The following is a 12322-nucleotide window of genomic DNA, read 5'->3' on the forward strand; positions in this document are numbered from 1 at the left end:
CCGCTCAGTTCGTTGTCATGTCGAGAGTCGGGGCGACTTCGGCGCCCTCGGTCGTAGCCTCATATGGTACCAGCGGCTCCGCGCCGTAGATTATGTTTGCGCCGATCGTATCGGGGAAGGTGCGGATCGTGGTGTTATACTGGCGTACCGCTTCGTTATAGTCGCGGATCGCCACCGCGATGCGGTTTTCAGTGCCTTCGAGCTGGCTTTGCAGCGTGAGATAGGCCTGGGTCGACTGGATCTGCGGATAGGCTTCAAAGCTTGCCAGCAGGCGGCCGATCCCGGCACCGACCTGCGATTGAGCGGCCTGGAATTCGGCCATCTTCTCGGCATCGCCAAGGTCGCTGGCGTCAACATTGATGCTCGTTGCCTTGGCCCGCGCTTCAGTCACGTCGCGCAGGATATTGCCTTCGTTCTCACCGGCGCCCTTGGCGACTTCCGCCAGGTTGGGAATCAGATTGGCCCGGCGCTGGAATTGCGCCTGAACGTCAGCCCATTTGGCCTTTGCATTTTCTTCTGCGGTTGGCACCGAATTGATCCCGCAGGCTGCGAGGCCGAGCGATGCGGCCGCAACGAGCACGAAGCGGCGAAGGTCAGCGAATTTCATCGAATAACTCCCCTTGGGCGGGCAGGGGGCGCCCGCCAAATCTGTGTTATCTAGATAGCACACCCCTAAGGATATTCAAGCAGTTGCCGAGTTTGGCTTCGCTTTGACAAGGCATTGAGATGGTGCAAGATTGCCCGCGGTTCGGAGATATTTGGGGACGAAGAACATGCTTTCGGAATTCAAGGATTTCATCGCAAAGGGCAATGTGATGGATCTGGCCGTCGCGGTCATTATCGGCGGCGCCTTCGCGACGATCGTCAGCTCGATGACAGACGATCTTATCATGCCGATCGTTGGCATGATCTTTGGCGATGTCGACTTCTCCGGCAAGTACATCGTGCTCAGCGGCGAAGTGGCCGATGGCGCTTCGCTGGAAGCAGCGCGAGAGGCGGGGGCGAATGTTCTGGCCTGGGGCAGCTTCGTCTCGACCGCGATCAACTTCCTGATCCTCGCTTTCATCATTTTCATGCTGGTGCGCTATGCCAACAAGGTAACGGCGCAGTTCGAAAAGAAGGAAGAGGAAGCGGCGCCTGCCGGCCCGAGTGAGATCGATCTGCTGACCGAGATCAGGGACGCGCTGAAGAAGTAGGTTTACCTCGTCATTCCTGCGAAGGCAGGAATCCAGAGTCCTTGTGTTTCGCGGGCCCATCCGGATCTGCGAAATCCTGCTTATGTGCTCAATGATCGCGTCGCTGTGGACGGGCGGTCGCCCTTGCGGCGGAAGCGCCGCCGATCACAGCGTGTCAGCAATCAAACACCCATCTACTTCCCATTAAGGTTGGATCGCCTATATAGGGCCTGCCGGTTTCGACCGGATATGGCGATAAACTGCGCTGTGTAATAGACACAACGGACCCGGGGGCAGTACCCGGCGGCTCCACCATAACCTCCGGATTTCACGGGGTTTCTGACGGGGCCGAACCAGGATCGACGTGTGTTGAAAGACTGTGTTTTCGCCCGGGCTGAGTACCCCGTAAAACTGTTCAAAACACACAAGTGCCAATGACAATGAAGCACTCGCTCTTGCTGCGTAATGTGACGGCCTAGCGGCCTGAATTTACAAAGCTAAAGCGCCGTTGGACCCACGGGGCAACAGAAGCGGATTCCGGGGGCCCGGGGCGGGCCTAGCAACAGAACCGCCCCACCTTCGCCAGCTTGGTTAAACCGACCTTGCCAAGGCGAAACGGTTTTCGTCCCCGAAACGGAGACTTGGGGAACGTAGCAACAGAATCCCTCCACCCCATTCCTGCTCACAAGATGTTTACGACAACGCCTACCATTGGTGGAATGATGAGCATTGCCAGAACTAGGCCAAAGCATCCAGTTGACGATTTCTTGAGCGTACTGACTTTCTCTTCCCGATATTGCACTTGCTCATCGTCTCTAGGAATTGGTGCCGGCAATTCCTGATTTTCCCATGCTATGGCGATGACCGCACCCGATGATGGTGCGCTTGGAACGCATCCTTTGATACGATGAACTTGTGCTCGATATTGGGTTCCGCGATCCAGGATTGGGGCCAGCATCTTTGCGTCGACTCTTCCAATATGCCCGATGTCATGCTTTCCAAGAAAGACCGCGATTGCATTTGCGTCATGTGGATTGCTTGGTTCTCGTTCCAAGCGAATGGGATCACCGGGTTCCGCTGCAAGCAGGACCGATTGGCGCGGCAGGCCAGCGTCAGTTTGAAAAGATTCGCCAACTACGTCGAATATCTTTCGGCGCGTCGGAACGGTCATCGCTAGCCCTCGTTTGTCTCAGCCTCGCGCGCTTTGGCTTCCTGCTCGTAGCGGATCGCGTCGAGAATCTTGGCGCCACCTAGGAACACGGCACCCGCCGTTGCTGCCCAAAGCAGGTAACCGCCCCAGCCGGGATAAGCGATCGTGTAATGTGCGCCGCGCGTCATCGCGCCAAGGGCGAGGGCGTAGATGATCAGATACGCCTCCCAGCGCGTCTTGATCACGAACAGCCTGCCAATCTTGCGCAGCATTTCCGCTCCATCGTTGCGGTCTTGCCGGGCGGTTCGGGTACCGAATGAACCTTGCCAGGAAAAACCACGGTTAATGAAACGTCAATTGTAAGGAACGCGGTTTTGGTGTCCAGCGCGTTAACCCAATTCTGTGAGGTCGAGTGCCTCCAGAAGCGCACTGCGTGCCAATCTGACACTTTCGGCGAGCGAAGTGCTGCCCAGATCCGCCGGATCGATCTGTTCGGGCCAATGCGCCGAAATCACCGACTCGATCCCTTCCGCCCTGGCCTCGCTGAGCAGGAAGCGCGGGTCGACAGTCGCCGGATCGGCCACCACGCGTAGGCGCAAGCAGGCTGGCCCGCCGCCATTGGCCATGGACTGACGGACATCGACTGGCACGACTTCGCGGATCGGGCCATTTCCTGCGAGCATCGATTCCAGCCAGTTCCACACTGGCTGGCTGTCGCGGCAATCATCGGGAACCACCAGCGCCATGCCCCCTTCAGGGCGCGTGACGAGTTGCGCGTTGAAAAGGTAGGTCTTGATCGCTTCGGAGAGGCTCACCGCACTGTCGGGCACTTCCACCACCTGCAGCGCGGGGAAGGCGCGTCGCATCGCCTCATATGCACCAATCCGGTCTGCAAAGGCGAGTTCATGCGCGAAGATCACGCCTTCGTTGGCGACCGCCACCACGTCATTGTGAAACGCGCCCGCTTCGATCGCGACAGGGTTTTGTTCGATGAATACGCATCGGTCCGGGTCAAGCCCGTGCAGGCGTGCCACGGCGCGACTCGCCTGTTCGTGTTGTCGCGCAGGAAAAGCACCACCGGGCCTGCCATAGACAAAGACCTCGACGCCCGCTTCGCCATGGCTCGCGCATAGTCGCATGTGATTGGCCGCACCTTCGTCGCCGAAGCTGGACGGGACGGCATCATGCACCGCGAAATGCTCAGTATCGGCAAAGGCGAGTGCGAGCTGTTTTTTTGTGTCAGGCCATTCCTGCGCCCGGTGAACCATGGTCACGAGATTTGCCGGTGTGAGATGGCATCTGCCGTCCGCGCAATCGGGCGCGGGGCTGACGGTCGCGGCATTCGCCGTCCACATACTGGAGGCCGACCATGCGGCGGCGAGCAATCCGCGATCCGCGCCTTCGTCCACCGCCAGCGCATCGAGCAGGCCCTGGTTGGGGCGCGGGAGTGGCAAAAGGAATCCCTGCGCGCCGAATCGCGCCAGATTGCCGCGCATCTTGGCGAGGCCCTGTAGCGCGGCAGCGCGCGGGTAGCTGACATCACCCTTGTGACTGGCGCTGGCGATATTGCCCAGGCTCAACCCGGCGTAATTGTGGCTGGGGCCAACGATCCCGTCGAAATTGATCTCCGCAAGGCTCACCGCGCTACGCTCCAGACGGTATCGCCAGTCTTTACGTCGAGCACATCGGCGCTCTGCGAATCGATCGCTATGGTCCCGTCCTCGCCCAGAGCGCGCGCACCGTAACAGGCGCGGAAGCCCGATAGCCTGCCGGTGGCGATGATCGCGCGCTCCCCTTCGGCCAGATTCGTTGCGGAAATCTGCAGCACGTCGGTTTCCTTCACGCTCTTCACTTCGTCTGTGCGCGCGACCATAGTGGGGCCACCATCGAAGATGTCGACATAGCCGTCATAGCGGAAGCCTTCATATTCCAGCATTCGCATCGCTGCGCGGCCGGTGGGGTGGGGGACGCCGATCACGCTGCGCGCATCGTCGTCCAACATGGCGACATAGACCGGATGCTTGGGCATCAGGTCAGCGATGAACTGGTTGCCGTTGATGGCGTTGAAATAGTCCGCTTCCTGGAAATTCATCCCGAAGAAACGGCCTGCCACACCGTCCCAGAAAGGCGACCCGCCACGCTCGTCAATGATCCCGCGCAGCTCCGCCAGAACCCGGTCGGCAAAGCGGGCGCGGTGCATCTTTATGAAGAGATAGCGGCTGCGCGCCAGCAGCAGGCCAAGCCCGCCCGCGCGCTCATTGGGGTGGAGGAACAGGCCGCCGACTTCGCTCGACCCCTCCAGATCGGTGACGAGGCTGAGCATTTCCGCACGCACGGTGCGGTCGAGTTCCTGCGAATATTGCGTCAGTGTGTTGAGCCGGTAGGAATAGAACGGCCATTGCTGACCCACCTTGGTCATCAACTGGCATGTGCCCCGGATAGCGCCGGTTTCCGCATTTTCGAGCACCAGCACGAACTGCTCGTCGCACAATTCGTCGACTTCATTGGCGAAGGCTTCGCTTGCACGGTCGAGCTTTGCACCCAGGGCTGCCCGGTCAGGCGGCAGATTGGTGAAACCGCCGCCTGTCAGCTTGGCCATCTCGTAAAGCGGTTCAAGATCATCGGCGCGTGCAGCGCGCAGGCGGAAGGTCAAAATACGTCCTCCGTGGCAAGATTATGCAGTACGAGCGCAGACAATGCGGCGCGTTCTTTCAGCGACGATACAATCAGATACTCGTCAGGGGAATGGATAGCGCCTCCCCGCACGCCCAATGTGTCCACAACCGGCACGCCGGTTGCCGCGATATTGTTGCCGTCACACACACCGCCGGTCGATTGCCAGCCGATCTCCTGCCCCAGCAAAGCCCCGCAATCGCGCACCAGATCGAACAGTTTCTGCGCCCGCCGGTCGACCGGCTTGGGCGGGCGGGTGATTCCGCCGTGGCGGTGAATCTCAACCTCATGCGCCTGCTGCACATCGCCGATGAGCCGCGCGAGCCCGGCCTCGAAGCTTTCTGCCGCCGCGGGGCTTTTGGGACGGATATTGAAACGCAGCACAGCATTGTCGGGCACGACATTGTTCGCGGCGCCACCATCGATCCTGGCCGGATTGACCGGGCACTCTTCGGTCTGGAGTTGCTTGAGACCGATCGTGAGCGCGGCCGCCGCGACGATCGCATTGCGCCCATCCTGCGGATTGCGGCCTGCATGGGCGGACTTGCCGGTGACAGTGAGCGAGTAATTGCCGCTGCCGCCGCGCGCATGGGCCAACGTTCCATCGGGCAGGGCGGATGGCTCATAAGTCAGTGCCGCATATTTGCCCCGTGCCAGTTGCTCGATCAACGGTGCGGAGGAGAGCGAGCCAGTCTCCTCATCGGAATTGATCAGCACGTCATAGCCGATGCGCCTGGCATGTTCGCTCTGCTCGAAGGCCATGAGCGCATGAAGGAACACTGCAATCCCGCCCTTCATATCCGCCAGGCCGGGGCCGTTCAGAACGTCTTCCTCCAGCCAGCGCTGCTCCTGAAACGCACTGTCGACAGGAAACACCGTGTCCATATGTCCGGTCAGGATCAGCCGCCGTTCGGCATCGGGCCGCACCCGCAGCACCAGATGCTGGCCGAACTGGCGCTCGACCTCCTGCCCAGCCGCGTCGATAGCGGTCACGGGAGCGGGATCGATCATTTCCACCTCGCCTGGCAGCGCGGCAAAGGCATCGGCCAGCGCCGTCGCCTGTTCGGCAAGCCCGGCCAGATTGGCTGTGCCCGTGTTGATCGCGCTCCAGCCCTGCGCCTGCGCAAGCATCGCATCTTGATCGATCGGCTCGATCAGCCGTTTTAGTGTGCTATCCAGTTTCATTCGTAACCGCCTTAGCGGTAGGGTAGGGCAACGCCAACCCGGCATAGCACGGGTTGAGTGTGCATCGGACGACTGGCCAGTTGCAAAAGCGCTGGCCTTTGGCCATATGGCGCGCCATTCCTCCCCGGAAGTCAGACCGATTTTCTCCTGCCGTTCAGTTGGCAGAGCAACTCAGTGAGGAATACGTGACCCATACCGCTACCCGTGCCGGCATCGCCATCGACGCCAAACTCGCCGAATTCCTTGAAAACGAAGTGCTGGCCCCGCTGGGCCGCGATCAGGGCACTTTCTGGCAAGGTTTTGCTGCGCTTCTGGCTGAGTTTGCACCGCGTAACCGCGCGCTGCTTGCGAAGCGTGATGAGCTGCAGGCGAAGATCGACGCATGGCATGTCGAACGGCGTGGAAAACCGCTCGATCAGGGCGAATACCAGGCTTTCCTGCGTGACATTGGCTATCTCGTGCCAGAACCGGGCGATTTCACCATCGGCACGCAGAATGTCGACCCCGAAATCGCGACCATGGCGGGCCCGCAGCTGGTGGTTCCGGTGCTCAACGCGCGCTTTCTTCTCAATGCCGCCAACGCGCGCTGGGGCAGCCTCTATGACGCATTCTACGGCACTGACGCGCTCGATGCGCCGCCTGCAAGGCCGGGCGGTTATGACGAGGCGCGCGGTGCGGCGGTGATCGCACGCGGTCGCGAGTTCCTCGACCAGGCACTGCCGCTGGCGGATGGCCGCAGCTGGACCGATATCGAAGGCGACCACGACGGCGAGCTAGCCGATGAGAGCCAGTATGTCGGCAAGACCGACAAGGGCCTGATGTTCCGCAACAACGGCCTGCACATCGAAGTCGTGTTCGACCGCGAAAGCCCGATCGGGCGGACCGACAAGGCGGGCATTGCCGATATCAATTGCGAAGCCGCGCTCACCACGATCTGCGATTGCGAGGATTCGGTTGCGGCTGTCGATGGCGAGGACAAGCTGCTCGCCTATACCAATTGGCTGGGCGTGATCCGCGGTGACCTCGAAGACACATTCGAGAAAGGTGGCAAGACGCTCACCCGCAAGCTGGCGGGTGACAAGATCTATACCGATCATGACGGCAATCAGCACAGCGTTCCGGGCCGTAGCCTGCTGTTCGTGCGCAACGTCGGCCATTTGATGACCAATCCTGCGATCCATCTGGCCGATGGCAGCGAAGTGCCCGAAGGGATCATGGATGCAGTCTTCACCAGCGCGATCGGCGCGCTCGATGTTGAAGGCCATGCCAAATACGGCAATTCACGCCACGGCAGCATCTATATCGTGAAGCCCAAGATGCACGGGCCCGAGGAATGTGCCTTCACCAACGATCTGTTCGATGCGGTGGAGGACCTGCTTGGCCTGCCGCGCAACACGATCAAGGTCGGCGTGATGGATGAGGAACGGCGTACCAGCGCCAATCTCGGCGCTTGCATAGAGGCTGTGAAGGACCGCGTGGTCTTCATCAACACCGGCTTCCTCGATCGCACGGGCGACGAGATCCACACTTCGATGCAAGCCGGTCCGATGATCCGCAAGGGCGAGATGAAGTCCAGTAAATGGCTAACCGCTTACGAGAAGCGCAATGTCGGCATCGGGCTCAAGCATGGCCTTTCCGGCAAGGCACAGATCGGCAAGGGCATGTGGGCCGCGCCCGATTTGATGGGCCAGATGATGGTGGAGAAGATCGGGCACCTGAAGGCCGGGGCGAACACCGCCTGGGTACCATCGCCTACCGCCGCAACGCTGCACGCGCTGCATTACCATCAGGCCGATGTATTCGAAATCCAGAAGGGGCTGGGCGAGATTCCTCCGCTCGACGAATTGCTCGCCATTCCGCTGGCGCAAGGCGCGAACTGGTCCGAGGACGAGCTGCGGCAGGAGCTCGACAATAATGCTCAGGGCCTGCTGGGCTATGTCGTGCGCTGGGTCGATCAGGGTGTCGGCTGCTCCAAGGTACCGGACATCAACGATGTGGGCCTGATGGAAGACCGCGCGACCCTGCGTATCAGTTCGCAGCACATGGCCAACTGGCTGCTACACGGTGTTGTGACCGAGGATCAGGTGATGGATTCCATGCGCCGCATGGCAGCCAAGGTCGACGCGCAGAACGCTGGCGATCCGGCCTATGAGCCGCTCGTCGGCAATGAGGACGGCCCGGCTTTCCGCGCTGCCTGCGATCTGGTGTTCAAGGGTGTTGCGCAGCCATCGGGCTATACCGAGCCTCTGCTGCATAGCTGGCGTCAGGTGAAGAAGGCCAGCTAAGGGAGGGCGCATGACGCGCCGAGTCCTTGTATTCATCCTGCTGTTTGCAACCGTGGCCGTGGCAGGATGGTACTATGCCCGCGAGCGAGGTGGCGGCTTGGCCGCCGCTTTCGGCAGGCCGGTTCCCTATTCGCAAGAAGCCTTCACCGCATGGTTGCGCGAAGACCCGGCCAATCGCGAAGGTTTTCGCGAATTCTCGCAATTTCTCGCCGAGAAGGATGTCTCAGGTGTCGTGCCCGATTGGCAATTGCTGCGCACCGACGCCAACCTCAGGCGCCCATGCGAGCGACCGCAATTTCTGTTACCGCCGCGCAGCAAATGGAACAATATCGTTCCGCCGCTTGAACTCCTGCGCGACTGGGTGATTCCAGAGCTGGGCAAGCTGGAAGTCATCTCATCTTATCGCACGCAGCAATTCAATAGCTGTATCGGCGGGGCAAGCCGCAGCAAGCATCTGGGCTTCCATGCCCTCGACCTGATTGCGCCGGAGCAGCAAGACAAGCGCGAGATGTTTCGTCGGCTTTGTGCATTGCAGTCCGATCTGGGACCGGGCAAAAGGATGGGGCTCGGGGCCTATTTCAGACTGGACATACCTGGCAAGGCGGGACGGTTCCATATCGATACGAATGGCTATCGCAGCTGGGGCTATAGCTATGATGCTGAAAGCAGCGGTTGCCGTCTGTTCCGTTAGAGGGACAGAGTTCTAGCCAGATCAATATACTCCTCGACACTCAGCGTTTCCGCGCGGCGCTGCGGATCGATCCCGAGCGTCTCAAGCGCATCGACTGCACCGGGAACGCCCTTCAGGCTCTGGCGCAGCATTTTGCGGCGCTGGCCAAAGGCAGCTTCAGTCAGGCGTTCGAGCATGCGCGCAGAGACACCCTCTGGCAATTCCGACGGCGTGACATGGACCACCGCGCTCATCACCTTGGGCGGCGGCGTAAAGGCGCTGCGGTGCACTTTCATCGCCAAGCTCGCTTGGCCGCGCCACTGTGCCAGAACGGCAAGCCGCCCGTATGCGCTGGTGCCTGGCTTCGCGACGATGCGCTGCGCGACTTCCTGCTGGAACATCAGCGTCAGCGAGGTCCATTGCGGCGGCCAGTCCTCACCGCCGAGCCAGCGTGTAAACAGCGCGGTACCGACATTGTAGGGCAGGTTGGCGATCACGGCGAAGGGCTCGCCCATCAGCTCGGCATGGTCGATCTTGAGCGCATCGCCCTCGACCACGTTGAGCTGACCGGGATAGGTCTCTGCCAATTCGGCCAGCGCGGGCAGGCAACGCCGATCCATCTCAATCGCGGTGACGCGAGCGCCGGCTTTCAGCAGCGCGCGGGTCAACCCGCCGGGGCCGGGTCCGATCTCAAGCACTGCCCTACCTTCAAGGTCGCCCGGTATCGCCGCAATGCGGTCAAGCAATTGCGCGTCGAATAGGAAGTTCTGTCCCAGCGCCTTCGAAGCGCTGAGCCCGTGCTTCGCAATCACTTCGCGCAAGGGGGGGAGCTCAGCCATGTGCCCCTTGCGCAGTCCGCCGTGCCGCACATTCCCCTGCCATGCGGATCGCGGCGATCAGCGCACCCGGATCGGCAATGTCTTTGCCGGCAATGTCGAAAGCCGTGCCGTGATCGGGCGAAGTGCGGACAATCGGCAGGCCCAGGGTGACGTTTACGCCTTGGTCGAACTCGAGCGCCTTGAGCGGGATCAGCGCCTGATCGTGATACATGCACAGCGCCGCGTCAAAGCGGCTGCGGGCATGAGGCGCGAATAGGGCATCGGCAGGATGCGGGCCGGTCGCGTCGATCCCTTCCTCGCGCAGAGCGGCGATGGCAGGCGCTATGATGCGCGCTTCCTCATTGCCGAACTTGCCATCCTCGCCCGCATGCGGGTTGAGCGCGGCAATGGCGAGGCGCGGGCGCTCTATGCCAAAATCGCGCGCCAAGGATGCCGAGACGATCCGCGCCTTGTGGCAGATCAGATCGTGGCTGATGAGTCCAGGCACGCCGGACAGTGCGCAATGGACCGTCAGCGGCACGGTCCGCAGGCTCGGCCCGGCGAGCATCATCACCGCATCGCGCGCCGCCATGTCGCAGGCATCGGCCAGGAACTCGGTTTGCCCAGGATAGTCGAATCCGATCTTGCCCAGTTCGCTCTTGGCAATGGGCGCGGTGACCAGTGCACTTGCCGCCCCGGCAATGGCAATCTCGGTCGCGTGTTCGAGAGAGCCCAGTGCCAGTGCGGCTCCGGACTGATCCGGATGTCCCGGCCTGTATTCCGCGTCGAGACCTGCAAGGACAGGCAGTCCATCTGCAAAGGCTTCAAGCGCTTCGTTCGGCGCGGATACGGGCGTGATCCGCACGTCCAGACCGCGCGCCGTGCTGGCCGCGCGCAGGACTTCCACACCGCCGGTCACGATAAACGGCGGCAGGCCCGCGCTCGTGCGCCGGTGCCATGCTTCTGCGATCAGTTCGGGGCCGATCCCCGCCGGATCGCCGATCGAGAGGACGACCGGCGCTACGAGGGGCTGCGTCGCGCTCAATGGTACTCGATATAGGCGTCGTTACGCAGGTCGCGCAGGTAACGCTGTGCGCGCTTGTTGATCCGCTCATCCTCGAGTTGACCCATCAGCGTGTCGAAATCCGGGCCGGATTCGACCTGCGGATCGTCGCGGCCGCAAAGCATCAGCACCCGCACACCGTCTTCGATCGATCCGAAAGGCGGAGTGGTCTGGCCGAGCTGCAGATTGAGCACGAGCTGCTGAAGCTGCTCGGGCAGTGAGCGTGCGCGGATCTGGTCGTTGGTGACGATGTCTGCGCCAATTGCCTGCGCCGCGCCTTCCGCATCGCCGCAACCGCGCATGGCCCTTACGCCGGTGGTGAAGGCTTCGACCTTCTGCGCTGCATCGGCCTCTGAAATACCTTCGGCGAAGCTGATCGAAATCTGCTTGAGGCTAAGGATAGCATCGCGCGGATCGGCAGCGAGCACCTGCCGCTTGTCGATCAGGTAGAGGATCGAATAGCCGCCTGGAATCTGGATCGGGCCAACCAGCTGGCCGGGCTGCATTTCACGAGCCACGGTCGCCAGTTCGCTGGGAAGCTGTGCGAGCCGGACGAAACCCAGATCGCCGCCTGTTGCAGCGGTCGAGGCTTCGGAGAATTGCCGTGCATAGGCGACGAAGCTGCCACCCTGGCGAAGCTGTTCGACGATGCGCTGCGCGTTCTGGGCCACCGCCTGCTGGTTTTCCGGCGTGGCGGAAAGGTAGATCTCGCCAAGGCGGAATTCTTCCGTGCCGCGCGAGGCCTCGAGCCGCTTGAGCAGTTCGTTGACCTCTTCCTCGGATACGTTGACGAAGGGAGAGATATTCCGGCGCAGGATCTGCTGCCAGGCCAACTCGCCATTGATCTGCCGTTTAAGCGAAGCCGGTGAAGAACCGATGCTCTCCAGGTAGGCATCCATCTTTTCAATGTCAGGACCGAAGTTCTGCGAGGCGACGCGGGCATAGGTCTGGTCGATCTCGGCCTGCGAAACCTCGATTTCTTGCGCTTTGGCTTCCTGGATCTGAAGAGTTTCATCGATCAGATTGCGCAGCACCTGCATCCGCAGCCGGTTCATTTCCTCTTCGGAAATCTCGTTCTGTGAAGCGGAAACCACCAGCGCGACACGCTGATCGATATCGGTGCCGGTGATGACTTGCCCATTCACAATCGCGGTCGCCGTGCGATTATTGGGATCGTCATGGCCCATGATCGTGATGTTTTGCGGAATGCCCAGCGGATCGTCGGCAGCAGGTGCCGACTGTGCTGAAATATTGGCGGGCATGGTCGCAAGAGCGATCAAGGCAAGTGTTGCAAGGCCGTTTG

12 protein-coding genes and 1 other RNA gene are annotated in these 12322 nt (G+C 61.2%); 4 read left to right on the forward strand and 9 right to left on the reverse strand.

Going from position 1 to position 12322, the window contains the following annotated elements; translation table 11 throughout:
- Window positions 1-4: 4 nt before the first annotated feature.
- Entirely contained in the window at window positions 5-607 is a 603-nt protein-coding gene (locus tag ACQY6C_RS05475; protein ID WP_427965847.1) for a LemA family protein, read from the reverse strand.
- 166 nt (window positions 608-773) lie between these two features.
- Here ACQY6C_RS05475 and mscL point away from each other — a divergent pair, with 166 nt between their 5' ends.
- Both mscL and ssrA read left to right on the forward strand, forming a co-directional pair.
- The gene (mscL, locus tag ACQY6C_RS05480; RefSeq protein ID WP_427965850.1) at window positions 774-1196 is read left to right on the forward strand and encodes a large conductance mechanosensitive channel protein MscL; all 423 of its coding nucleotides are present in this window, start codon (window positions 774-776) and stop codon (window positions 1194-1196) included.
- A 173-nt stretch (window positions 1197-1369) separates the two neighbouring features.
- Window positions 1370-1714, forward strand: a transfer-messenger RNA (tmRNA) gene (gene ssrA, locus ACQY6C_RS05485).
- Window positions 1715-1857: 143 nt separating this feature from the next.
- On the opposite strand, the gene ACQY6C_RS05490 is transcribed toward ssrA, so the two are convergent.
- The 5 genes from ACQY6C_RS05490 to ACQY6C_RS05510 form a co-directional block, all read right to left on the reverse strand.
- The gene (locus tag ACQY6C_RS05490) at window positions 1858-2346 is read right to left on the reverse strand and encodes an HIRAN domain-containing protein (RefSeq protein ID WP_427965852.1); all 489 of its coding nucleotides are present in this window, start codon (window positions 2344-2346) and stop codon (window positions 1858-1860) included.
- A gap of 2 nt (window positions 2347-2348) precedes the next feature.
- Window positions 2349-2597, reverse strand: a complete 249-nt coding sequence (locus ACQY6C_RS05495) for a hypothetical protein (protein ID WP_427965854.1) — start codon at window positions 2595-2597, stop codon at window positions 2349-2351.
- A 117-nt stretch (window positions 2598-2714) separates the two neighbouring features.
- Window positions 2715-3965, reverse strand: coding sequence for an N-succinylarginine dihydrolase (locus ACQY6C_RS05500; protein ID WP_427965857.1), 1251 nt, complete (start codon window positions 3963-3965; stop codon window positions 2715-2717).
- On the reverse strand, window positions 3962-4978 hold the full coding sequence (locus tag ACQY6C_RS05505; protein WP_427965859.1) for an arginine N-succinyltransferase: 1017 nt from the start codon (window positions 4976-4978) through the stop codon (window positions 3962-3964). Before ACQY6C_RS05505 ends, ACQY6C_RS05500 begins: the two co-directional genes overlap by 4 nt.
- Window positions 4975-6183, reverse strand: coding sequence for a hydrolase (locus tag ACQY6C_RS05510; protein ID WP_427965861.1), 1209 nt, complete (start codon window positions 6181-6183; stop codon window positions 4975-4977). Before ACQY6C_RS05510 ends, ACQY6C_RS05505 begins: the two co-directional genes overlap by 4 nt.
- Before the next feature lie 185 nt (window positions 6184-6368).
- On the opposite strand from ACQY6C_RS05510, the gene ACQY6C_RS05515 reads away from it, so the two are divergent.
- Complete coding sequence (locus tag ACQY6C_RS05515; RefSeq protein WP_427965863.1) at window positions 6369-8468, forward strand: malate synthase G; 2100 nt, start codon at window positions 6369-6371, stop codon at window positions 8466-8468.
- Window positions 8469-8478: 10 nt separating this feature from the next.
- A complete protein-coding gene (locus ACQY6C_RS05520) occupies window positions 8479-9159 on the forward strand; it encodes a D-Ala-D-Ala carboxypeptidase family metallohydrolase (protein ID WP_427965866.1) in 681 nt (226 codons plus the stop codon).
- Here the strand turns inward: ACQY6C_RS05520 and rsmA are convergent.
- The 3 genes from rsmA to ACQY6C_RS05535 are packed head-to-tail and all read right to left on the reverse strand — an operon-like array spanning window position 9156 to window position 12281.
- Entirely contained in the window at window positions 9156-9977 is an 822-nt protein-coding gene (rsmA, locus tag ACQY6C_RS05525; RefSeq protein WP_427965869.1) for a 16S rRNA (adenine(1518)-N(6)/adenine(1519)-N(6))-dimethyltransferase RsmA, read from the reverse strand. The genes ACQY6C_RS05520 and rsmA overlap by 4 nt on opposite strands.
- On the reverse strand, window positions 9970-11001 hold the full coding sequence (gene pdxA, locus ACQY6C_RS05530) for a 4-hydroxythreonine-4-phosphate dehydrogenase PdxA (protein ID WP_427965872.1): 1032 nt from the start codon (window positions 10999-11001) through the stop codon (window positions 9970-9972). The genes rsmA and pdxA overlap by 8 nt, the downstream gene beginning before the upstream one ends.
- Complete coding sequence (locus ACQY6C_RS05535) at window positions 10998-12281, reverse strand: peptidylprolyl isomerase (RefSeq protein WP_427965936.1); 1284 nt, start codon at window positions 12279-12281, stop codon at window positions 10998-11000. The genes pdxA and ACQY6C_RS05535 overlap by 4 nt, the downstream gene beginning before the upstream one ends.
- Between the last annotated feature and the right edge of the window lie 41 nt (window positions 12282-12322).

Origin of the sequence: Altererythrobacter sp. (assembly GCF_050299635.1) — a bacterium.
Classification (GTDB): domain Bacteria; phylum Pseudomonadota; class Alphaproteobacteria; order Sphingomonadales; family Sphingomonadaceae; genus Erythrobacter.

Coding starts and splice junctions, on each gene's coding strand:
- ACQY6C_RS05510 (WP_427965861.1), bottom strand. CDS start 6,183: ATGAAACTGGATAGCACACTAAAACGGCTGATCGAGCCGATCGATCAA.
- mscL (WP_427965850.1), top strand. CDS start 774: ATGCTTTCGGAATTCAAGGATTTCATCGCAAAGGGCAATGTGATGGAT.
- ACQY6C_RS05495 (WP_427965854.1), bottom strand. CDS start 2,597: ATGCTGCGCAAGATTGGCAGGCTGTTCGTGATCAAGACGCGCTGGGAG.
- ACQY6C_RS05520 (WP_427965866.1), top strand. CDS start 8,479: ATGACGCGCCGAGTCCTTGTATTCATCCTGCTGTTTGCAACCGTGGCC.
- rsmA (WP_427965869.1), bottom strand. CDS start 9,977: ATGGCTGAGCTCCCCCCCTTGCGCGAAGTGATTGCGAAGCACGGGCTC.
- ACQY6C_RS05475 (WP_427965847.1), bottom strand. CDS start 607: ATGAAATTCGCTGACCTTCGCCGCTTCGTGCTCGTTGCGGCCGCATCG.
- ACQY6C_RS05535 (WP_427965936.1), bottom strand. CDS start 12,281: ATGCCCGCCAATATTTCAGCACAGTCGGCACCTGCTGCCGACGATCCG.
- ACQY6C_RS05490 (WP_427965852.1), bottom strand. CDS start 2,346: ATGACCGTTCCGACGCGCCGAAAGATATTCGACGTAGTTGGCGAATCT.